Source organism: Vibrio panuliri (assembly GCF_009938205.1).
Lineage (GTDB): Bacteria > Pseudomonadota > Gammaproteobacteria > Enterobacterales > Vibrionaceae > Vibrio > Vibrio panuliri.
Genome location: NZ_AP019654.1, coordinates 16,380 through 38,327 on the forward strand (window position 1 = coordinate 16,380; position 21,948 = coordinate 38,327).

Below are 21,948 nucleotides of genomic sequence, written 5' to 3' on the forward strand. Positions count from 1 at the left end.
TTAGAAAGTATTTAGTACAACGATGAAATAAAAGAATGAAATCTTGTCGTAATAATACCCATCACAATTATAGGTATAAAAAAGGGAAGCCATTGGCTTCCCTTTTATTGATTTAGTCTCGATTATTTTTGCAGCAACGAGATATCAGCGATCTGTAGGAACAGATTACGCAGGTTATTTAGCAGCGTTAGACGGTTAGTTTTAAGTGCTTCGTCATCGGCCATAACCATTACGTTATCGAAGAACGCATCAACAGGCTCACGAAGGTCTGCCAGCTTGCTTAGTGCTTGTTGGTAGTTACCTGTTGCAAATGCTGGTTCAAGCGCTTCAGTCATCACTTCAACATTTTCAGCCAGTACTTTTTCTGCATCTTCTTGTAGTAGAGCAAGATCGATTTCTGCAGCTAGTTCGCCATCAAATTTCGCTAGGATGTTACCTACACGCTTGTTCGCCGCTGCCAGTGCTTCTGCTGCTTCCAGTTCACGGAAGTGAGAAACCGCTTTAACACGTTGGTCAAAGTCAGCAGGTTTAGTTGGACGACGTGCCAGTACCGCTTGAATGATGTCAACACTGAAGCCTTCATCTTGGTACCAAGCGCGGAAACGACCCAGCATAAACTCGATGACTTCTTGTTCAACGTTGTCGTTAGTTAGACGGTCACCAAATAGTGATTTCGCTTTCGCTACGAGGTCTACTAGGTCTAGGTTGTAACCGTATTCAACGATGATACGTAGTACACCGAGTGATGCGCGGCGTAGTGCGAATGGGTCAGAACCTTTTGGCGCTTGACCGATACCGAAAATACCGACGATAGTGTCTAGCTTATCTGCCATAGCAACCGCTGCTGACACACCATTTGATGGTAGATCGTCACCAGCGAAACGAGGCATGTATTGCTCGTTTAGTGCCACTGCGACTTCTTCCGCTTCACCGTCATGGCGAGCGTAGTGCATGCCCATAACACCTTGAGTATCGGTAAATTCGAATACCATTGATGTCATTAGGTCACATTTTGCTAGCAGACCAGCGCGTTTAGATTTTTCAACGTCCGCACCGATTTGCTCAGCAATGTAGCCTGCAAGTTCTGTGATGCGATCGGTTTTGTCTTTGATGGTGCCAAGTTGCTGTTGGAAAATCGCGTTTTCTAGCATTGGCAGGCGATCGATTAGCTTGCTCTTACGGTCAGTGTTGAAGAAGAATTCAGCATCAGCAAGACGTGGACGAACCACTTTCTCGTTACCTTCGATAACGTAACGAGGCTCTTTCGATTCGATGTTCGATACGAAAATGAAGTTTGGTAGAAGCTTTTTGTTCTCGTCGTAGACTGGGAAGTACTTTTGGTCACCTTTCATCGTGTACACCAAAGCTTCCGCCGGTACTTTTAGGAACTCTTCTTCAAACTTAGCGGTTAGTACAACCGGCCATTCAACGAGAGAAGTGACTTCTTCAACTAGGTCGTCTTCTAGATCCGCGATACCGCCGATGGCTGCCGCCGCTTTTTGTGCGTCGGCTAGGATAATGGCTTTACGCGCGTCGTAATCTGCCATTACTTTACCGCGCTCTTCTAGAATCGCTGGGTATTGCTGTGCAGAATCGATAGTGAACTCTTGTTCACCCATAAAGCGGTGACCGCGAATGGTACGATCTGATTGTACGCCTAGGATTTCGCCTTGGATAAGGTCATTACCCATTAGCATAGTGAGCGTTTTCACTGGGCGGATAAACTGAGTCGTTTTGTTGCCCCAACGCATAGGTTTTGCGATTGGCAAGCCAGCTAGTGCTTTGGCTGCGAGTTCAACTACGATATCAGCCGTTGGTTGGCCTTTTACTTCTTGTTTGAACAGTAGCCATTCGCCTTTATCAGTCACCATGCGCTCAGCTTGATCGACGGTGATACCACAACCACGAGCCCAACCTTGAGCGGCTTTAGTTGCGTTGCCTTCTGCATCAAACGCTGCAGAAACCGCAGGGCCACGTTTTTCAACGATCTTGTCTGCTTGGTTTTCTGCCAGTGCTGCCACTTTAAGTGCTAGACGACGAGGTGCTGCGTACCATTTTACGCCTTCGTGCGTTAGCTCAGCACCTTTCAGTTCAGCTTCAAAGTTTGCTGCAAATGCTTCAGCCAGAGTACGAAGTTGCGTTGGTGGCAGTTCTTCAGTACCTAGCTCGATTAGAAATTCTTTTGCCATCTTACTCTACCCCTTACGCTTGTTCTTTTTTACACATTGGGAAGCCAAGTGCTTCACGCGATGCGTAGTATGCTTCTGCTACTGACTTAGTCAGGTTACGGATGCGCAGGATGTAGCGTTGGCGTTCAGTTACTGAGATCGCTTTGCGAGCATCAAGTAGGTTAAACGCGTGTGCTGCTTTTAGAATGCGCTCGTAAGCAGGTAGCGGAAGCGGCGTTTCAAGTGCAAGTAGGTTTTGGCACTCTTTCTCACACTGTTCGAAGAAACCAAATAGGAAATCAACGTCAGCGTGTTCAAAGTTGTAAGTTGATTGCTCAACTTCGTTTTGGTGGAAGATATCACCGTAAGTTACCTTGCTGCCATCTGGCGCAATGTTCCAAGTAAGATCGTAAACAGAGTCTACTTCTTGGATGTACATCGCTAGACGCTCGATACCGTAAGTGATTTCACCAGTAACTGGTTTACATTCAAGACCGCCAACTTGTTGGAAGTAAGTAAACTGAGTGACTTCCATACCGTTTAGCCATACTTCCCAGCCTAGACCCCATGCGCCTAGTGTTGGGTTTTCCCAGTTGTCTTCTACGAAACGAATGTCGTGCACAAGTGGGTCAATACCAAGTACTTCTAGAGAACCTAAGTACAACTCTTGGATATTGTCTGGTGATGGTTTTAGCGCTACTTGGAATTGGTAGTAGTGCTGTAGACGGTTAGGGTTTTCACCGTAACGACCATCAGTTGGACGACGAGAAGGTTGTACGTAAGCTGTAGACATTGGCTCTGGGCCAAGCGCTCGTAGACAGGTCATTGGGTGAGATGTACCCGCACCTACTTCCATATCTAGCGGTTGAACAATGGTGCAACCATTTTGAGCCCAATAATCCTGCAGCGCGAGGATCATTCCCTGGAAGGTTTTGATATCGTATTTTTGCATAAGTCGTTTCGCGCGATTCTCTAATTACTCGCATGCATCGAGGCGGAGGTTTTCGCTCCTCAGCAGTGATGTTTGGGAGTAATGACGGTTGAATAAAATAACAATCAAGTATACCGAGATATTGTGTGTGGGAGTAGCGCTAATCTTGCTTATTTCATAGCCAGAACCGCTTAGTTTGCCCAATTCTTGATATATTCGCCTTTTTTAGCTCGAAATGGTCTGTTTAGAGTGATTTTTTCTTACAAAACCCAGCTTGAGATTGCTGGTGGATATGATTACTATTGCGCCGTCTTTGGGGAGTAGCTTACTCAACTCACCGCCGAGTGAGGAGTTTGTTCGTCAACATAATTGGTGCAAAATCACCATGGCGTCCAAGACTTACCATTTTGGTAAGTTTAGCAAGACCTTAGGCAGATCATCATGAACCGAGGTGGGGCATGAGGTTTGTCTATGGTTATAAAAACTATAATCCCCGCCTCGCAATGAGCATGTTGTGAGTGTATTAGCACTATCTTTAACTACGGTTGCGATCGCAGAGATCGGCGACAAAACCCAGCTATTGTCGCTGGTGCTTGCCAGTCGTTATCGCAAACCTATACCAATCATCTTGGCGATTCTAATCGCTACCTTGGCAAATCATGCCTTAGCCGCTTGGCTTGGGGTTGTAGTTGCCGACTACCTTTCTCCTGATATTTTGCGTTGGGTTGTGACCATCAGTTTCTTGTTGATGGCCGGTTGGGTATTAATTCCCGATAAACTCGATGAAGAGCAAACCTATTGCGGAAAAAGTGCCTTTGTGACCAGTTTTGTCGCTTTTTTTGTTGCTGAGATTGGCGACAAAACGCAAATCGCCACCTCAATTTTAGGCGCGCAGTACGCAGATGCGTTGCTGATGGTTATTATTGGCACGACGCTCGGCATGATGGTCGCCAATGTCCCTGTTGTGCTAATGGGTAAGATGTCGGCAGACAAGTTACCTTTGGCGCTTATTCGCAAAATCAGCGCGCTGCTTTTTGTTGGCCTGGCGCTCGGTACGGCCATCGTTTAATTATCAGTGCGAGTAAGTTAAGAGTTTTAATTTACTCGCATTTTTGCGTTCTGATCTTGTCAACGTGTTGAATGAAGACTTGTGGTAATTTTCCAACAATAGTTACTGATATTTTCGAGGGATATCGAGGTTTATTCTGCCAAAATACCAAAACTGATGTTACTGCGCTATCAAACGCCGTATAGCTATTAATATATGTATAAATAATTGTTTTTAATTGGATTTTTCTGTATTGCTGATGAGTGTTTAACTGGTTATTTTGTGTGCGTGTCTATAGTTAAGGTAACGTCATGAAAACCTCATTACTCTCTGCAGTGATTGCATCTGCATTGATTCTCTCTGCCCAAAGCGCAGTCGCTGCGAATGTTGATACCATGTCGCAACTAACCATTATTCCTAATCATAACGCTTCGTTGATTCGCAACTTTAACCCATATGCTGTCTCTCGTTTGCACACTGCACGTGATTTTATTTTTGAACCTCTTGTGGTTTTCAATGAGTTGAAGGGCAATATCCCAGAATTTCGTCTGGCGACAAACTATGAAATGAGTAATGACTTATTAAGCATTACTTTTGATTTGCGAGAAGGCGTGAAGTGGTCTGATGGTGAGATTTTCGACGCTGATGACGTCGTATTTACCTTTAACTTGGTTAAAGGGCACCCAAATATTGATGATCGCGGCATCAATAGCAAAATTACTTCTGTCGAGAAGTTGAGCCCATACAAAGTGCGCTTCAACCTTTCGGAAGTAAACACCAACATCAGTTATGAAATTGTGCAAGTGCCGATTGTGCCTGAGCATCAATGGCGTTCAGTGGATGACCCTGCCGCTTTTATGAACCCTAATCCAGTGGGCACTGGTCCTTTTACGGAGTTGCCTCAATTTACATCGACCTTGTTCCTACAATGTCGCAATCCACATTATTGGGATAACGCAGAGTTGGAAGTGGACTGTTTGCGCGTACCGCAAATGAACCACAATGACCAAGTGTTAGGTGAGTTGATTAACTCTCGTATCGACTGGGCGGGCTCTTTTGTCCCCGATATCGATGCGACTTTCTTGCAAGCTTCTCCAAATCATGGCTACTGGTTCCCCCCTGCGGGCACTCAAGCATTTGTGTTTAACTATGCTTCTAAAGATACCGTGAAACAGCAAGTATTAACGGATATCGATTTTCGCCGTGCATTCTCAATGGCTCTGGACCGCCAAACGCTGATTGATATTGCTAACTATGGTAATGCGGTACTGAATGATTTCGCCTCAGGTCTTGGTTATGCATTTGAAACTTGGTCAGATGAGAGTGTGCACAATCAGTACAAACCATTTATGACCTATTCTCCAGAGAAAGCGAAAGCGCTTTTGGCTCAGGCTGGTTACAAGGATAGCAATGGCGATGGTTTTGTTGAGTCTCCATCAGGCGCTGAGTTTGAACTGTCGATTCAGTCGCCACAAGGTTGGACTGACTTCAATAACACGGTGATGTTGGCGGTTGAGCAGTTGGCTGAAGTGGGGATTCATGCCAAAGCGCGTACTCCGGATTTTTCAATCTATAACAAAGGGATGATCAACGCAGATTACGATATTGCCTACACTAACTATTTCCATGGACCAACCCCGCATAAATATTGGGACAGCGGCTATCACTCGCGTTTGCAAGCTTCTGAGGGGATGCCACGTTTTGCCATGCACCATTGGAAAAATGCAGAGTTAGATAAGTTGCTTGATAGTTTCTACAAAACGGCAGACAGCCAAGAGCAGCGTAAGATTGCCCATAGCATCCAAAAGTTGATTGCAGAAAACCAAGTTACCGTACCTGTCTTGTCTGGCCCTAACTTCTATCAATACAACACGACTCGTTTCACTGGTTGGTGGACGAAAGATAATCCGAAAGGGCGACCAATGATTTGGGAAGGCACGCCTGAGCGTTTGTTGCATGTGCTTGACCTTAAGCCACGTAGTTAAGTTTACCTAACCTAAATAAGGCTCTAATCTTGGATTAGGGCCTTTTTTGTTGGTACTGCTAAAGGGAAAAGGGATGGTTTTTCTCATGCTTCACGGAAGTTGAGCCAGCTCAAAAAGCGATGCAAAATCGGTCGATAGCGTGACCAATGACATATAAGTGTCATGTTTGTCATGCTACTTTAATCTTAACCATAAGTGGTGGAGGGCAAGAGTATGTTGACACGTTACATGGGGATGACCCCGAAGAGTCAAAGCTATCTGTTCACCTTTGGGTTAGCCTTAACCCTGTTGGGAATGATGTTGACAGATATGTGGCTACCTATGGTCGCAGGGGCGATTATTCTCGCTGGTTTGACTGTTGAAGCTTGGATTCGCGTTGCGCATATTATTCCAATGCATGAAGAGATGCGTTCGATGCAAAAGCAAATTCGAAAACTACAATCGGAGATCCGCACCCTCGAATACGATGAATAACTAAAAACGGCAGCTTATCGCTGCCGTTTCTCTTTCTGAGCAAAAGGAGGGAGAGCTCGCCTTCCTCGTGCTTACAATCCTTTCTTGATGAGATATTGATACGGTAACGTATCCGTTTGAGCACCCACTAACTGGTGATCCATAAAGCGACAAAAGCTCGGGATATCTCGAGTGGTGGATGGATCATCTGCTTTGACGAGCAAAATATCCCCATCTTGCATATTTCGAATTGTCTTCCTGACCATCATTACTGGCTCTGGACAGCGCAGTCCTTCTGCTTCTAACGTATGCGTAGCCTGTTCTGGATTGAATGTCATGGTCATCACTTCGTAGCCTTTTAAGGCGGTAGATAATACTAGTGGAGAAAAAATATTCAATAATCACTTGGCAAAATGATCATTTTGTTTTAATTTAATTAACATGTTGGTAACAAAATTATTTCAAAGAGGTCGTGTGCATGTTTGACCGACAAAAGTCATACGCCTTTAGAGACCATTTTGTTAAGTGCTTTTCGATATCGTTGAGATCAACTAAAGGTAGTCGAGCACCTTCATGTAACCAAACGTCAATTGTAGGGATTTGAGGTGGGTTGCGCTAGTGCTATGTCTTTAGAGAGCATATAAACCAGCTAATGTATGTTGAGAGCTTCCTCTTCGTATACAACACATTCCGACACTATCCCCAGTTTTCTTGGGCTTCCCCGCCGAAAGGCGGGATTTTTTTTGCTTCAAAAAGCACTACGAACATAAAAAACACGCCAATTGACGAGAAATTATTCCCACCAATAACGCAATTCCGAGCAACATGGCTTATTGTCTTGACTAGGTATAGTAAACTTACCCGATTATCACTATTGGGGTTCAGTGTGGAATTAGAAGATATTTATCGTCGTGATTTGAACTTGTTGGTTGCACTGCGTGTTTTGATTGAAGAGTGCAGTGTGAGTAAAGCTGCGACGCGTCTAAACCTAAGCCAGTCAGCGATGAGTCGAGTTCTGGGTAGGCTAAGGAGCCTACTTAACGATCCTCTTTTTACTCGACAAGGTCAGCAACTTATTCCTACCGAGAAAGCGTTGGAGATTGATGCTCAATTAGGGATTCCACTTGAGTCGTTACGACAGCTATTGGCACCTGCCGAGTTTGAGCCGCAACGTTGTGAGCAAACATTTACTATTGCTACCACTGATTACGCAATGCAAACCATTTTGCCGTTTGCGATCCCAAGAATTTACCAAGAAGCTCCGCGGGTCTCCTTAAATTTTCTTCCTTTGCATCATGACCGCCTAGCGGACCAGTTAACCTATGAAAGTGCTGATTTGGCGATTTGTCGCCCTATAGGAGCCGTTGAGCCGCTGCGTAGTGAGGTTATCGGCCGAGTGGGCGTCTTTTGCCTGCTCTCTAAACATCATCCTTTAGCTGACAAAGAGATGAGTTTGGAGGATTACTTGAGTTACCCCCATGCCATGATTGCTATCAGTGATGGTGTCAAAGCGTTAATCGAGCAAGCGTTAATTGATTTCCCGCAACGTAAAATGGTTTTGCGAGCCTATCACTTGGAGGCGGCGTTGGCGATTGTCGATACCATGCCATTGATTATTACTGTTCCAGCAGACTTAGCTTACTTAGTCTCGGATCGTTATGACTTAGTGGTGAAGCCATTGCCGTTTTACTTTACGCCGTTTGATTATTCGTTAATTTGGCATCCGCGGTGTGAGCATTCACCGGCACAAGAGTGGTTGCGTGGTGTGGTTCGTGAAGAGTGCAGTCGTTTGATTGCTAAGCGGATTGAAGATATGGGTTTGGATTGATCGAAAACAGTTAGAAATGTCATGTCGAATTGAGGAACGAAATGTCCGGAATCTCTAGCGTTTAGAGATTCCTTACTCGCTCGTTCCTCACTTTAAGGAATAACGCGGAAGCGATTATAGCTTGATCACGACACGACCAGTTACTTGGCCATTAGTGATGTCTTCTGCGTATTTTGGTGCTTCTTCTAGTGTTGCTTCAGTACAAGCTTGCTCAAAGTAGCTCTCTGGTAGTAGCTCAACCAGTTTTTCCCATGCTGCGATGCGTTTCTCTGTTGGGCAGTTTACTGAGTCTACGCCTTGTAAACGAACATTACGTAGAATGAATGGCATTACGGTTGTCGGTAGATCGAAGCCACCCGCTAGACCACATGCCGCAACGGCACTGTTGTAATCCATTTGAGCAAGAACTTTAGCAAGAACTTTACTGCCGACAGTGTCTACTGCACCTGCCCAAACTTGTTTTTCAAGTGGACGCGCAGGCTCTTCGAATTCAACACGGTCGATGATGCGGCTTGCACCTAGTTTTTCTAGAAGTGGGCCGTTTTGTTCTACGCGACCAGTTACGGCTGCAACTTTATAGCCAAGCTGAGAAAGAAGCGTGACAGCAACAGAACCTACGCCACCGCTAGCGCCTGTTACCAATATTTCACCCGCTTCAGGTTTGATGTCCGCGTCAAGTAGCGCTTGAACACACAGCATTGCAGTGAAGCCAGCGGTACCGACCATCATTGCTTTTTTGCCATCAAAACCTTTTGGTAGTGGTACTAACCAATCTGCGTTTAGGCGTGCGCGTTGTGCCATGCCACCCCAATGGTTTTCACCAACGCCCCAACCTGTGAGGACAACTTCATCGCCAGCTTGGTAGCGTTCATCTTCTGAGCTAACGACTTTACCGGCTAGATCGATACCTGGCACCATTGGGAAGTTACGAATAATTTTGCCTTTGCCTGTGATAGCAAGGCCATCTTTATAGTTAAGCGATGAGTAATCAACTTCGATTAACACATTGCCTTCTGGTAGTTGGGCTTCGTCGATTTGCTCGATTGAAGCGATAGTACGTTTGTCTTCTTGATTTAGGATTAGAGCGTTAAACATAGGAATCTCCGCATAAGTGCAGCAAATAAATTGTTCTAGATTTTACCCACACAGTGTAGTCGGGTTACGGCTATGACAATAATGAAACTTTAGCATTTAATCTATGCAATCAATGCATTTATTACTAAAGATCAACTTGTTAAGCATATACTTAATCGCGGTTAGCAATGTATAAAGCCAGCGTTTCCGCTGGCTTTATGTCGATAGTGAGTCATCGATCATGGATACGATGTCTTAGTGGCTGTTGGTGAGCATTATGGTGAAGAGAGGAAGAACTGATAAGAAGGGTTGTCAGTCTCATCCTTGCACTGATAGCCAAGTTCACGTAGATGGGCAGAGAAGCGGGCTAAGTCGCTATCATCCAGCTCAAAACCACATAACACACGCCCATAATCTGCACCGTGGTTACGATAGTTAAAGAGGCTGATGTTCCAGTGGGTCCCTAGTGTACTTAAGAACTTTAGCAATGCTCCGGGATATTCTGGAAACTCGAAGCTATACAAGCGCTCTTTGAGTGGTTTAGAGGGTTTGCCACCGATCATATAGCGCACGTGAAGTTTTGCCATTTCATCATCCGATAGATCGACCACTGGATAACCACCCGAACGTAAGTCTTGGATTATTTGCTCCAGCTCTTCCTGTCCACCGTTGATACGGACACCAACAAAAATATTGGCTAAGTCATCATCAGTATAGCGATAGTTAAACTCGGTAACGGCTCGGCCACCAATTAAGTTACAGAACTCAAAAAATGCCCCTTGTCGTTCTGGAATGGTCACCGCAAGCAGACCTTCGCGTTTTTCACCTAATTCACAGCGCTCAGAAACATAACGCAAGCCGTGGAAGTTGGTGTTAGCACCGGAGAGTACGGTTCCAAGCTGTTTGCCACGCAACTGGTGTTGCTCAGCAAACTTTTTCAAACCTGCTAATGCCAATGCTCCTGAAGGCTCAGCAATTGCACGAGTGTCTTCAAAAATATCTTTGACCGCCGAGCAGATTTCATCGCTGGAAACGGTGACATGACCATCGAGATATTTATCACATAGGCGGAAGGTTTCTTCACCAATTCGCTTAACGGCAACGCCATCTGCAAACATACTGACTTGATCGATTACGACGGGCTCACCTGCATCAAGCGCGGCTTTGAGGCAGGCGGAGTCCTCTGGCTCTACCGCGATCACCTTGATTTCAGGCATTAACTGTTTCACCAGTACCGCAACACCCGCTGCGAGGCCGCCGCCACCGACAGGGACAAAAATGTAGTCGAGGTGACCATTTTGCTGCAGCATCTCCATCCCAATAGTACCTTGACCAGCGATCACCAGTGGGTGGTCAAAAGGCGGGACAAAGGTATAACCGTACTCGTCGGAAAGACGTTCAGCTTCGGTTTTTGCTTCATCGAAGTTGTTGCCATGAAGTACTACGTTGCCACCAAAGCCTCTAACAGCTTCTACTTTAATATCTGGGGTGGTTTTAGGCATCACAATGGTGGTTTTGATCCCCAACTTGGTGCCAGATAGCGCCATACCTTGAGCATGGTTGCCTGCAGAGGCAGCAATAACCCCAGCGGCTTTTTGACCTTCGCTAAGGCTAGATACCATGTTGTAGGCACCACGCAGTTTGAACGAATGAACGGGTTGGCGGTCTTCTCGCTTGAGCTGTACCTGGTTGCCAATTCGAGCGGAAAGCCTCGGCATCGCTTGTAAGGGCGTGACGATAGCGACTTCATAGACTGGCGCGCGCAACACTTGGCGCAGATAGTCTGCGCCAGATTGCAAAGGTTTCAGGGTTGAGGAGTCACTCATGGTTTACCCCTCAAGCTTACTCTTGTCGCGCACGGCACCTTTATCGGCACTGGTCGCCATGCTGGCGTACGCTTTTAAGGCCAACGAAACTTGGCGCTCACGGGCAACAGGTTTCCAACCAAGCTTATCTTGTTCCACGCGACGTTCAGCCAGCTCTTGTTCCGATATGTCGAGGCAAATGGTGCGGTTTGGAATGTCTATCGCGATAGTGTCGCCCTGACGTACCAAGCCAATCGCTCCGCCATTTGCCGCTTCTGGTGATGCGTGACCAATGGATAAACCCGAAGTACCACCAGAGAAACGACCATCCGTTAACAGAGCGCACTCTTTGCCGAGTCCCATCGATTTGAGGTAAGTTGTTGGGTAAAGCATCTCTTGCATACCTGGACCGCCCTTAGGGCCTTCGTAGCGAATTACTACTACGTCACCGGCTTTGACTTTACCACCAAGAATCCCTTCTACTGCGTCTTCTTGGCTCTCAAACACGACTGCAGGTCCGGTGAATTTGAGGATGCTTTCATCCACCCCCGCAGTTTTAACAATACAGCCATCAAGGGCAATGTTGCCTCTAAGTACCGCCAAACCGCCATCTTGGCTAAAGGCATTTTCTTTGGTGCGAATACACCCATCAGCACGGTCATTGTCGAGCGAATCCCAGCGGCAATCTTGTGAGAATGCTTGAGTGGTGCGAATGCCAGCCGGCCCTGCTCGGTAGAAAGATTTTACTTCCTCAGAGTCGGTTAACATGATGTCAAATTGAGCCAGTTGTTCTTCCCAAGTTAAGCCTAATACGGTTTTCGCTTGATTATGAAGGAGACCCGCACGATCCAGTTCACCCAAGATGCCGACCACACCACCGGCTCGATGCACATCTTCCATATGGTACTTCTGGGTGGAAGGGGCAACCTTACATAAGTGAGGAACCTGACGTGACATGCGATCGATATCGGTCATATCAAAATCGACGTCACCTTCTTGTGCCGCGGCGAGTAAGTGCAGAACCGTATTGGTTGAACCACCCATGGCAATATCGAGCGCCATCGCGTTTTCGAATGCTTGCTTAGTTGCGATATTACGCGGTAGTGCAGTGTCATCATCTTGCTCATAGTAACGTTTAGTGAGTTCAACGATGCGTTTGCCTGCATTAATAAACAATTCTTTGCGATCTGCGTGCGTGGCAAGCAGTGAGCCATTACCCGGTTGAGATAAGCCCAGCGCTTCGGTGAGACAGTTCATCGAGTTGGCCGTAAACATCCCTGAACATGAGCCACAGGTTGGGCAAGCGGAACGCTCAATTTGCTCACTTTGTTCGTCTGAAACATTAGGATCGGCACCCTGAATCATGGCATCAACGAGGTCAAGCTTAATGATTTGATCGGAAAGCTTGGTTTTACCGGCTTCCATTGGGCCGCCAGAAACAAAAATAACTGGGATATTAAGGCGCATCGACGCCATCAACATTCCCGGGGTGATTTTGTCACAGTTGGAGATACACACCATCGCATCAGCACAGTGCGCATTGACCATGTATTCAACAGAGTCAGCGATCAACTCACGAGACGGTAGCGAATAAAGCATACCTCCATGTCCCATGGCGATGCCATCATCAACGGCGATGGTATTAAACTCTTTAGCAATGCCGCCCGCTTGCTCAATTTCAGCCGCGACCAGTTGCCCAAGATCTTTAAGGTGGACGTGTCCCGGTACAAACTGAGTAAATGAGTTTACAACGGCAATAATCGGCTTTCCGAAGTCTTCTTCTTTCACCCCGGTGGCACGCCACAATGCGCGTGCGCCAGCCATATTACGTCCATGGGTGGTGGTGGCCGATCGGTATTTAGGCATATCCTTTTCCTCTACTACTTGGCTGTATCTTGCGGGTAGACATAATCAAGCCATCCCCATTTATCTTCCGTGGTGCCGTTAAACAGACCAAAGTAGGCTTCTTGAATCTGTTTGGTGATTGGGCCGCGCTTACCCGTGCCGATTTCGATTTGGTCAACGGTACTGACGGGAACGACTTCTGCTGCGGTACCTGTCATAAAGATTTCATCAGCAAGGTACAGAGCTTCACGAGCAATGTTTGCTTCGCGCACTTCGTAGCCCATTTCACGAGCGAGTGTCATGATGGAGTCACGAGTGATGCCCGGCAGGATGGCGCTGGTTGCTGGTGGTGTAGATAGCACGCCGTCTTTGACAACAAAAATGTTCTCACCCGCGCCTTCAGATAAGTACCCATCAACGCTAAGAGCAATGCCTTCCGCATAGCCATGGCGGCGAGCTTCGCCTCCCACTAATAAAGATGACAGGTAATTCCCGCCCGCTTTTGCGGCGGTAGGAATGGTATTGGGTGCTGAACGGTTCCAGCTTGAAATCATCGCAGCAACGCCATTTTCTAGGGCTTCTTCACCAAGGTACGATCCCCAAGGGAAAGCCGCAATCATAAGATCCATTTCCGTGCCTGCTGGTGGGCAGACACCAAGACCAACATTACCTACATAGGCAAGTGGGCGGATGTAAGCATTATCGAGCTTGTTTTGGCGCAATGTTTCGCGAGTTGCTTCCATGATCTGCTCAACAGAGTAAGGGATAGGGAAGCGATAAATTTTTGCTGAGTCCTTTAGCCGTTGTGCATGTTCGCGATGACGGAAGATAATAGGACCATTGGGGGTGTTGTAGCAGCGTACCCCTTCAAAGACTGACGTACCGTAATGCATTGCGTGAGTGAGAACGTGAACCTTCGCCTCAGCCCATGGAACCATTTCACCATTAAACCAAATATAGTCTGCTGTTCTTGTAGCCATTGCTTGCCTTCCTTATGCACAGATTTTTTGTTGGAGGTTGTTGTTTGGTAGTTCATCACGGGCGATTTGAGTGACGTCAACAGTGCGAACATCCCAGAGTTTTTCAATTTGATTGGTAATAAATGAGATAGGACGATCGCTATCTACAATGATTTCGACACTCGCCACATGACTGGCATGGTTTTGTGTCGCTGCCACTTGCTTAATGATGAAGCCACGATGGCGAATCACACGGAGAACACGCTCTAATAAAACAGGTTTATCGTCCGCTTTTATATCGAGTAAATATCTTTCCATTTTATGTGTTCTCCAGCATTTCACTATTCGACGCGCCTGGTGGAACTAGCGGCCATACGTTCTCTTCTTCATCAATTAATACATGCAGTAAGTATGCGGTTTTGCTCGCTAACATTTCCTTTAAAGCGGGCTCGACTTCTTGTTTGGTGGTAATGGTTTTTCCCGGAATATCAAACGCTTTGGCAAGCGCAACAAAATCAGGGTTGTCATCTAAAATGGTTTCACTGTGGCGACCATCAAAAAACAGTGACTGCCACTGACGAACCATGCCTAAGCGTTGGTTGTTAAGGAGAACAATTTTGACCGGAATTTGGCGACGCTTAAGTGTGCCAAGTTCTTGTACGTTCATCATAAACGAGCCATCGCCAGTGATGAGAATCGACTGATCATTTGGCCGAGCAACGGCTGCTCCCATGGCTGCGGGTAAGCCAAAACCCATGGTGCCAAGGCCTGCCGAAGTGATGAAGTTTTGTGGTTCACGCGGCTGGATATGCTGGGCTGCCCACATTTGATGTTGGCCGACATCGGTGGAAACTATCGAGCTGTCAGGCATTAAATCTGATAGTTGCTTTAGAAGGCCCGGTGCAAAAATAAGTTCGCCAGGGTGGTCATAGCGCCACTTAAAACCACTGCGCAAGCTTTCACTGTGTTTGACCCAAGGCGTGATATCTTGAGTCAGTTCAAGTTGCGGCAAAACTGTGTTGATTTCGCCGCGTAGCGGCGCATGAGCATGACGCAGTTTATGGATTTCTGCGGCATCAATATCAATGTGGATAATTTTTGCTGTTGGAGCGAAGGTATCGAGTTTACCTGTCACGCGGTCATCAAAACGCGCACCAACCGCAATCAACAAGTCACACTCTTGAACCACTAAGTTGGCTGCTTTAGTGCCGTGCATTCCCAACATACCTAGGTAGTGTGGGTCATGGCGCTCGATAGTACCCAAACCTTTTAAGGTGCTGACCGCTGGCATTGGGTTAAGACGCAGAAACTCGCGTACGGATTGGGTCGCATTGCCAAGTTGTACACCACCACCGACATACAATACTGGGCGTGAGCTTTGCGCGAGTAGTTGTTGCGCTTTGGCAATCGCTTCGGCACTGGCTACCGGCATGGCTGGTGGTGTAAAGGGTGGTAAATCGGTAACGGGGGCTTGGGCAAGCTGGACATCTTTGGCGATATCGACAATCACAGGACCGGGACGCCCAGTTTTTGCAACTTCAAACGCTTCAGCCATTGTTGGTGCGAGTTCGTTGATGTCAGTAACGAGATAGCTATGTTTGGTACAGGAGAGTGACATTCCGATCACATCCATTTCCTGAAATGCATCGGTACCTATGTGTGAGCTAGCGACCTGCCCAGTGATGGCAACAAGTGGTATGGAGTCCATAAATGCATCAGCAAGACCGGTCACTAAATTTGTGGCTCCTGGCCCTGATGTCGCCATGCATACTGCGACTTGCTGAGTGGAACGTGCCATACCAATTGCAGCCATGGCAGCACCTTGTTCATGACGACAAAGGATGTGTTCAACCCCACCGTCATAGAGTGCATCGTAGATGGGCATGATGGCCCCTCCTGGGTAACCAAAAACCGTCTTGATGCCTTGTTGCTGTAATGCGGCAACGACTAATTCTGCACCTGTCATTGTCCGCCTCCTGCGCTACCGAAATAGCATTCCTTGTATTGTTTGCACTTCATGTGCACTCCCATTCTTCCTGTCGTCGCTTAGCTGAAGCCTTTCAAGCCAAGAGATTGCTTTATAATTCTTACCCGTCAGAGCAAGCGTTAACGACTTGCTTTGATTGATATAGTTGCTGTCTGCACTGCATAAAAATAGTCAAAATGATTGTAAAAAAACCCCCGAACCTTTCAGTGCGGGGGTTTATCTAATTCTTGGCTTTCTTTCGCCCACTAGACCCCGCGCGATCCGATAATGACCACGATAATCAGGGCAATCAGTGAATGTAAGCGGGCGTTCAAGTTCATTCTAATTTCTTCGTTGTTGTGTTTGCGTAATATGTTACGTCTAAGTTTGCATCTCTAGTGGTATCACATATTTCCGTTAATTGACAAGCAAAAACTCATTCTTTTTTCACATTATCTCAGCAACTCGCCACGCTATATAACAATAACGCTATAAAAATGAGCGTTTGAATTGGTTGAGTGAATAAGGAAAATTATGGGGTTAGCGGTGGTGTATAGCCGAGCATCTGTAGGTGTTGAAGCGCCATTGGTGACGGTGGAAGTGCATATTAGCAACGGCATGCCGGGGTTTGCGTTAGTGGGGTTACCGGAGACCACGGTGAAAGAGTCTCGTGATCGAGTGAGGAGCGCAATTATTAACTCTCGATTTGAGTTTCCTGCTAAACGCATTACCGTGAACCTTGCGCCGGCAGACTTACCCAAGGAGGGAGGGCGATTTGATTTGCCGATCGCGCTGGGCATTTTGGCAGCTTCACAGCAAGTGCCACTTAACGCGCTACAAGATCAGGAGTTTATCGGCGAGCTCGCTTTGTCGGGAGAGTTACGGGCAGTAAAAGGGGTACTACCTGCGGCGTTGACAGTGCAAAACCAAGGTCGTCGTTTAGTGGTCCCGAGAGTGAATGGTGATCAAGCAGCATTAGTTGGGAGAGAAGTGCATAAATCTGCGGAGAGCTTAGTCGCGGTTTGTGCGGACTTGTGTGGTCAACAAACACTGCAATTGCACCAAAGTGATGTGGAGAAATCCCCGGTAAACTCCGGTCGTGATTTGCAGGATATTATTGGTCAGCAGCAAGGTAAGCGTGCGCTTGAAATTGCTGCTGCCGGGCATCATAACTTGTTGTTTCTTGGGCCACCAGGTACAGGAAAAACCATGCTCGCCTCGCGTTTAAGTGACTTGTTGCCAGAGATGTCCGATGCAGAAGCGATGGAGTCGGCGTCTGTTGCTTCGCTAACACAGCAGGAGATCAATCAGCACAATTGGAAGTTACGTCCTTTTCGCGCTCCCCATCACTCAAGCTCTATGGCTGCTTTGGTGGGCGGCGGGTCTATCCCGAGACCTGGTGAGATATCGTTAGCACACAATGGCTTATTGTTTCTTGATGAAATGCCGGAATTTGAGCGTAAGGTATTGGATGCGCTCCGTGAACCCTTGGAGTCAGGGGAAATCATTATTTCGCGAGCACAGGGGAAAGTCCGTTTTCCAGCGCGTTTTCAATTGATTGGTGCTCTTAACCCAAGCCCTTCGGGTCATTATGATGCGAGCCACTCGCAAGGAAACCCTCAAGCGGCACTGCGTTACGTGAGTCGTTTGTCAGGGCCTTTATTAGATCGTTTCGACATGTCGATCGAGATTCCATCGCTGCCAAAAGGGACGTTGGCAGCGGGAGGAGATCGGGGGGAAAGCACGCCAATCGTTAAGCAGCGTGTGCTACATGCGCGGGAGATTATGTTAGCTCGTAGTGGTAAGGCGAATGCTTTACTGGAGAGTCGTGAAATAGAGCGCGACTGCCATTTACAAAGCGCTGATGCGCAGTTTTTAGAGCAGGCATTGCATCGACTCGGCCTCTCGATTCGTGCCTATCATCGCATCATAAAGGTCGCACGCACTATCGCTGATCTTGCGGGAGAGGCGCAGATTACTCGCAGTCATCTTGCTGAGGCTTTAGGTTACCGCGCGATGGATCGCTTGTTGAAGCATTTACATGCGCAAGCGGTGTAAAGCTCTCAGCAAACCCACCTTACTCGGTGGGTTTTATGATTCCGTGTGGCAGATTAAAACTGGTAGTTCATACCGACAGACATGATTAGCTCATTTTTGTCGTAAAAGTCGATGTTTGAATCTGTGCTACCAAAGCCAGCGAATGAAATAAATGACCAATCTTGCCAGTCCATGACGTTCGCATACTCGTAAGCGGCAAACAGGCTGAGTTCATCATCTTCACGGGTCGCGTTAAAGATTGGGTTCTCAGCATCGTACTCACGGGTATCAAATCCGGCAGTTAGGGCAAACTGATGGCGATTTAGGAACTTAAAGTAGCTTAATTCCACTCCGTAGCCTTTAAAACTATTGGCATCCCCATCAGCGTCTGAGCTGATAAAAGAGAGGCGTGGTTTTAGCATCGTGGTTCTATCCACCATGTATTTGTAGTCGGTTCGAAAGAAGAATGTATCTGCATCGCGGCTCAGTTTGTCTCTCTGCGCTGTATCCGTGGTGAACTCATAGCCAGAGCGTTCATTTTCAACATCTCTGTTTCCATATGCCATATCGACAGAAAATTTGCTACCAGCAAGGTTTTCAACCTTCAGGCGATATGCGTTACCTTCTTCATCGGTGGTTTGGCGGTTTTGGGCTTGAAATGGATCGGCCCATACTTCGCCGGACATGATGGTAGGTAAAAAAGAGGCATCAATGATCATGCCTGACGCCAATTGGTATTTGTAACCCATTTCAAAAGCGAGTGTACCAGTGGCGATATCGTCACGGGAGGTACCCATATAGAACTGCTGGTTGAGATCGCTGCCAAACGTATAGGCGAGGTTACCAAGAGGTAGGATGAGCCCACCACTAACCGAGTCGTTGGTTTGATTTAAACCTTTGAGGTTTTTATTATCATCATCAGTATTAAGGTTTGACTCAACGGAGAAAAAACCAGCGTTTAAAGATATCTCACCAGAAAATCCAGCATTTTCAGAAAGTTGAGCAAAGCTTGCGCTGGAGATGAGTGCCAGCGTAAGTAGAGAATATTTAACGTCCATGATCCCTCGTTATCGTATGTTACTTCCCACCTGGTCCTTGGTTGAAAAATCGGCAAGCGTTAATCTAGTGTGAGCAACAAATCTGACCAATTGAGTCGCTGTTCCAAACTACGGGTGGGTTTGTATAATGCCTATCAAATTGTTATTCGGTACAAATTTTAACCTGATTGATTATGTTGGCGTATTTACTCTTTTTTATCAATGCATCACTGGTATTTATCAACTCTGCTTTGATGTCGCTAATTATCTGTTTGTTAGCACTATTCAAATTGATACTACCAATTAAAATCTTCAGACATTGGATAACCTATAGTGCAAATAAGATTATGTGGTTATGGGCAACCATCAATGGTGTGATCTTACGCGTCACTAATAATGTCGAATGGGATATCAAGGGGGTAGAAGGTTTAAGCCAAGATGGGTGGTATTTGCTGATTAGTAACCATCGTAGTTGGACTGATATTGTGGTGTTGTGCTGCGTGTTTAAAGACAGTATTCCGATGCCTAAATTTTTCCTCAAACAGCAACTACTCTACGTTCCATTTATTGGCATGGCATGCTGGGCGTTAGATATGCCATTTATGCGTCGCTACTCGCGGGAGTACTTGCTCCGTAACCCAGAGAAGCGTGGGCAAGACCTTCACACAACACGCCGTTCTTGTGCCAAGTTTAAACACACACCAACCACGGTAGTAAACTATGTTGAAGGCACTCGTTTTACTGCCGAGAAACATGCTAAGAGCAAAGCTGGCTATCAGTACTTGTTGCAGCCGAAATCAGGTGGCATCGCGTACACTTTGGCGGCAATGGGGGAGCAGTTTGATCACATTATTGATGTGACAATTGGTTATCCTGATAACCGCATTCAACCGTTTAAAGATCTGCTGATGGGTAAAATGAAGCGGATTGTGGTGGATGTTGAGTTACTGCCCGTTGATGAGAGGGTAACAGGGGATTACTTCAACGATAAGAAGTACAAACGACAGTTTCAGCTGTGGCTTGATGATGTGTGGCAAGGTAAAGATGCCAAACTCGATAAAATTTACCAGCCTTTACCACACCAGAGTGAGACTGAAATGACATCAACGCAATCAAACCATACATTGTGAGTAGAGACTAAAAAGGAGCTGCTAGAGCTCCTTTTTACTTAATGGGGTTATTTGAGAGTCAACAGATAGTTCACTAACTCAAAGTACTCATCAATGCTGGTGATTGAACCCGCTTCAACGAGGTATTTGTTGTTCACAATGACTGCTGGAACACCCGCAAGACCGCTGTCGTTGAACTGTTTGTCCATTCGACGAACAATCGAGTCCACCGCAAAGCCATTGTAGGCAGCATCAAACTTTTTCGCATCGACTCCTTCATCAAGGAAGATTTGACGGATCTCTTCGACATTCTTCGGACCTTTGCGCATGTTATGGATGCGGTTAAACATGATTGGTGCCATTTTGTCTTCAATCTTGAGCACGATCATCGTCGCGAATGCTTTGCTCATCGGTAAGCCCATCGCACCACCCATGAAGGATACGTGGTTTTTTTGTAGCTTAACGCCTTCTGGTAATTGCTGCTTTAACTGACGAATAATTGGGTCAAAAGTATTACAGTGTGGGCAGTAAAAAGAGAAGAACTCAGTGACAACCGGCTTTTTCGCTGGCTCAAGGTCGAGTACTTTGTAGTAGTCACCTTCGGTAAATTTAGCTGCCTGAACCGAAAAGCTCAGTACTAAGGTTGTAAATAGTGCAAACAGCTTTTTCATTATATTCTCCATCTAAGTTTGCGTTGCTTACCATTGAGGCGTCAGTGATAGTGGTGGTTCGTTAAGCACAGAAATCTGCTCTTTAAATGCCAGCACCTGACTTTCCCAGTACTTTGGATCATTAAACCAAGGAAAGGCAATTGGAAATGCAGGATCCTGCCATCTTTTTGCTAACCATGCCATATAGTGCACCATACGTAGACCGCGTAATGGCTCAATAAGTTTCAACTCGCTCATATTGAAGTCGCTAAACTCTTGGTACGCTTCAAGAACGATATCGAGTTGCATCATTTTATCGGCGCGATCACCGTTGAGCAGCATCCAGAGGTCTTGTACGGCAGGACCATTGCGAGCATCATCCAGATCGACAAACATCGGTCCGTCACGCCAGAGAATATTGCCAGGGTGACAGTCTCCATGTAGGCGTAAAACTTGTGTTGGCGCTTGCCAATGCTGCTCGATTTGACCAATTAACATATCCAAGTCATTAAAGAAGGCATTCTCTAAATGCATTGGGATAAATGTCGATTGTTGGAGGATTTTACGTGGTTGATAGAGATATTCATCTAAGCTAATCGTTGGACGATGCGCAAAAGGTTGGCGAGACCCCACTTTATGAATTCGTCCCATGAAGCGACCTACGCCTTCCAGCTGCTCTAAGTTGTCCACTTCAAATTGACGACCTCCAACACTGGCAAACAGAGCAAATAAGTAACCTTGATGTTCATGCAAAGTATGGCCATTGATTCGACACGGAGGTGCGACGGGGATATCCGCGTCGATGAGCTCTAGGGTAAAGTCATGCTCTTCTTGGATTTGCTCGCGGCTCCAACGTTCAGGGCGGTAAAATTTCACCACATAACGCTGGCGCTCTTCATCAGTAAACTGATAGACGCGATTTTCATAACTATTTAGGGCTAAAAATCCCGATTCTGCTCGCACCCCGATGCTTTCGAGGGCATACCACATAAAATCTGGGGTGAGCGCTTCAAAGTTAAATGCTGTATCTGACATATATAAATAAAGGGCTCA

General features: G+C 46.5%; 18 protein-coding genes. 6 read left to right on the forward strand and 12 right to left on the reverse strand.

Going from position 1 to position 21,948, the window contains the following annotated elements; genetic code table 11:
- Window positions 1-122: 122 nt before the first annotated feature.
- Together glyS and glyQ are read right to left on the reverse strand one after the other, a co-directional pair.
- Window positions 123-2,189: a glycine--tRNA ligase subunit beta gene (gene glyS, locus GZK95_RS00080; RefSeq protein ID WP_075714857.1), complete on the reverse strand. Its 2,067-nt coding sequence runs from the start codon at window positions 2,187-2,189 to the stop codon at window positions 123-125.
- A gap of 13 nt (window positions 2,190-2,202) precedes the next feature.
- Entirely contained in the window at window positions 2,203-3,120 is a 918-nt protein-coding gene (gene glyQ / locus GZK95_RS00085) for a glycine--tRNA ligase subunit alpha (RefSeq protein WP_075707150.1), read from the reverse strand.
- Between the two features lie 493 nt (window positions 3,121-3,613).
- Here glyQ and GZK95_RS00090 point away from each other — a divergent pair, with 493 nt between their 5' ends.
- The 3 genes from GZK95_RS00090 (at window position 3,614) to GZK95_RS00100 (ending at window position 6,606) form a co-directional block, all read left to right on the forward strand.
- Complete coding sequence (locus tag GZK95_RS00090) at window positions 3,614-4,168, forward strand: TMEM165/GDT1 family protein (RefSeq protein ID WP_075714855.1); 555 nt, start codon at window positions 3,614-3,616, stop codon at window positions 4,166-4,168.
- A 290-nt stretch (window positions 4,169-4,458) separates the two neighbouring features.
- Window positions 4,459-6,132 carry an ABC transporter substrate-binding protein gene (locus GZK95_RS00095; RefSeq protein ID WP_075714853.1) on the forward strand — a complete coding sequence of 558 codons (1,674 nt, stop codon included), beginning with the start codon at window positions 4,459-4,461 and terminating at the stop codon, window positions 6,130-6,132.
- 213 nt (window positions 6,133-6,345) lie between these two features.
- A complete protein-coding gene (locus GZK95_RS00100) occupies window positions 6,346-6,606 on the forward strand; it encodes a hypothetical protein (protein WP_075707144.1) in 261 nt (86 codons plus the stop codon).
- A 71-nt stretch (window positions 6,607-6,677) separates the two neighbouring features.
- Here the strand turns inward: GZK95_RS00100 and tusA are convergent, their stop codons facing one another.
- Window positions 6,678-6,923, reverse strand: a complete 246-nt coding sequence (gene tusA / locus GZK95_RS00105; RefSeq protein ID WP_075707224.1) for a sulfurtransferase TusA — start codon at window positions 6,921-6,923, stop codon at window positions 6,678-6,680.
- Window positions 6,924-7,471: 548 nt separating this feature from the next.
- Between tusA and GZK95_RS00110 the strand changes: the two genes are divergently transcribed.
- Complete coding sequence (locus tag GZK95_RS00110; protein WP_075707142.1) at window positions 7,472-8,413, forward strand: LysR family transcriptional regulator; 942 nt, start codon at window positions 7,472-7,474, stop codon at window positions 8,411-8,413.
- Window positions 8,414-8,527: 114 nt separating this feature from the next.
- Here the strand turns inward: GZK95_RS00110 and acuI are convergent, their stop codons facing one another.
- The 6 genes from acuI to ilvG all read right to left on the reverse strand — a co-directional run bounded on the left by acuI (window position 8,528) and on the right by ilvG (window position 16,062).
- Window positions 8,528-9,508 carry an acrylyl-CoA reductase (NADPH) gene (gene acuI, locus GZK95_RS00115; RefSeq protein WP_075714851.1) on the reverse strand — a complete coding sequence of 327 codons (981 nt, stop codon included), beginning with the start codon at window positions 9,506-9,508 and terminating at the stop codon, window positions 8,528-8,530.
- Window positions 9,509-9,762: 254 nt separating this feature from the next.
- Window positions 9,763-11,313, reverse strand: coding sequence for a threonine ammonia-lyase, biosynthetic (gene ilvA, locus GZK95_RS00120; protein ID WP_075707138.1), 1,551 nt, complete (start codon window positions 11,311-11,313; stop codon window positions 9,763-9,765).
- Window positions 11,314-11,316: 3 nt separating this feature from the next.
- Window positions 11,317-13,158: a dihydroxy-acid dehydratase gene (ilvD, locus tag GZK95_RS00125; RefSeq protein WP_075714849.1), complete on the reverse strand. Its 1,842-nt coding sequence runs from the start codon at window positions 13,156-13,158 to the stop codon at window positions 11,317-11,319.
- Window positions 13,159-13,172: 14 nt separating this feature from the next.
- Window positions 13,173-14,117: a branched-chain-amino-acid transaminase gene (gene ilvE, locus GZK95_RS00130; protein WP_075707134.1), complete on the reverse strand. Its 945-nt coding sequence runs from the start codon at window positions 14,115-14,117 to the stop codon at window positions 13,173-13,175.
- Between the two features lie 12 nt (window positions 14,118-14,129).
- A complete protein-coding gene (gene ilvM / locus GZK95_RS00135; RefSeq protein WP_075707132.1) occupies window positions 14,130-14,414 on the reverse strand; it encodes an acetolactate synthase 2 small subunit in 285 nt (94 codons plus the stop codon).
- Window position 14,415: 1 nt separating this feature from the next.
- The gene (gene ilvG, locus GZK95_RS00140) at window positions 14,416-16,062 is read right to left on the reverse strand and encodes an acetolactate synthase 2 catalytic subunit (RefSeq protein ID WP_075707130.1); all 1,647 of its coding nucleotides are present in this window, start codon (window positions 16,060-16,062) and stop codon (window positions 14,416-14,418) included.
- A 534-nt stretch (window positions 16,063-16,596) separates the two neighbouring features.
- Between ilvG and GZK95_RS00145 the strand changes: the two genes are divergently transcribed.
- Entirely contained in the window at window positions 16,597-18,120 is a 1,524-nt protein-coding gene (locus GZK95_RS00145; RefSeq protein WP_075714847.1) for a YifB family Mg chelatase-like AAA ATPase, read from the forward strand.
- 53 nt (window positions 18,121-18,173) lie between these two features.
- On the opposite strand, the gene GZK95_RS00150 is transcribed toward GZK95_RS00145, so the two are convergent.
- Window positions 18,174-19,157 carry a DUF2860 domain-containing protein gene (locus GZK95_RS00150; protein ID WP_075707126.1) on the reverse strand — a complete coding sequence of 328 codons (984 nt, stop codon included), beginning with the start codon at window positions 19,155-19,157 and terminating at the stop codon, window positions 18,174-18,176.
- A gap of 173 nt (window positions 19,158-19,330) precedes the next feature.
- On the opposite strand from GZK95_RS00150, the gene GZK95_RS00155 reads away from it, so the two are divergent.
- Window positions 19,331-20,266, forward strand: coding sequence for an acyltransferase (locus tag GZK95_RS00155; RefSeq protein WP_075714845.1), 936 nt, complete (start codon window positions 19,331-19,333; stop codon window positions 20,264-20,266).
- A 47-nt stretch (window positions 20,267-20,313) separates the two neighbouring features.
- Here the strand turns inward: GZK95_RS00155 and GZK95_RS00160 are convergent, their stop codons facing one another.
- On the reverse strand, window positions 20,314-20,916 hold the full coding sequence (locus GZK95_RS00160; protein WP_075707122.1) for a thiol:disulfide interchange protein DsbA/DsbL: 603 nt from the start codon (window positions 20,914-20,916) through the stop codon (window positions 20,314-20,316).
- A 27-nt stretch (window positions 20,917-20,943) separates the two neighbouring features.
- Entirely contained in the window at window positions 20,944-21,930 is a 987-nt protein-coding gene (locus GZK95_RS00165) for a serine/threonine protein kinase (protein WP_075707120.1), read from the reverse strand.
- Window positions 21,931-21,948: the final 18 nt, after the last annotated feature.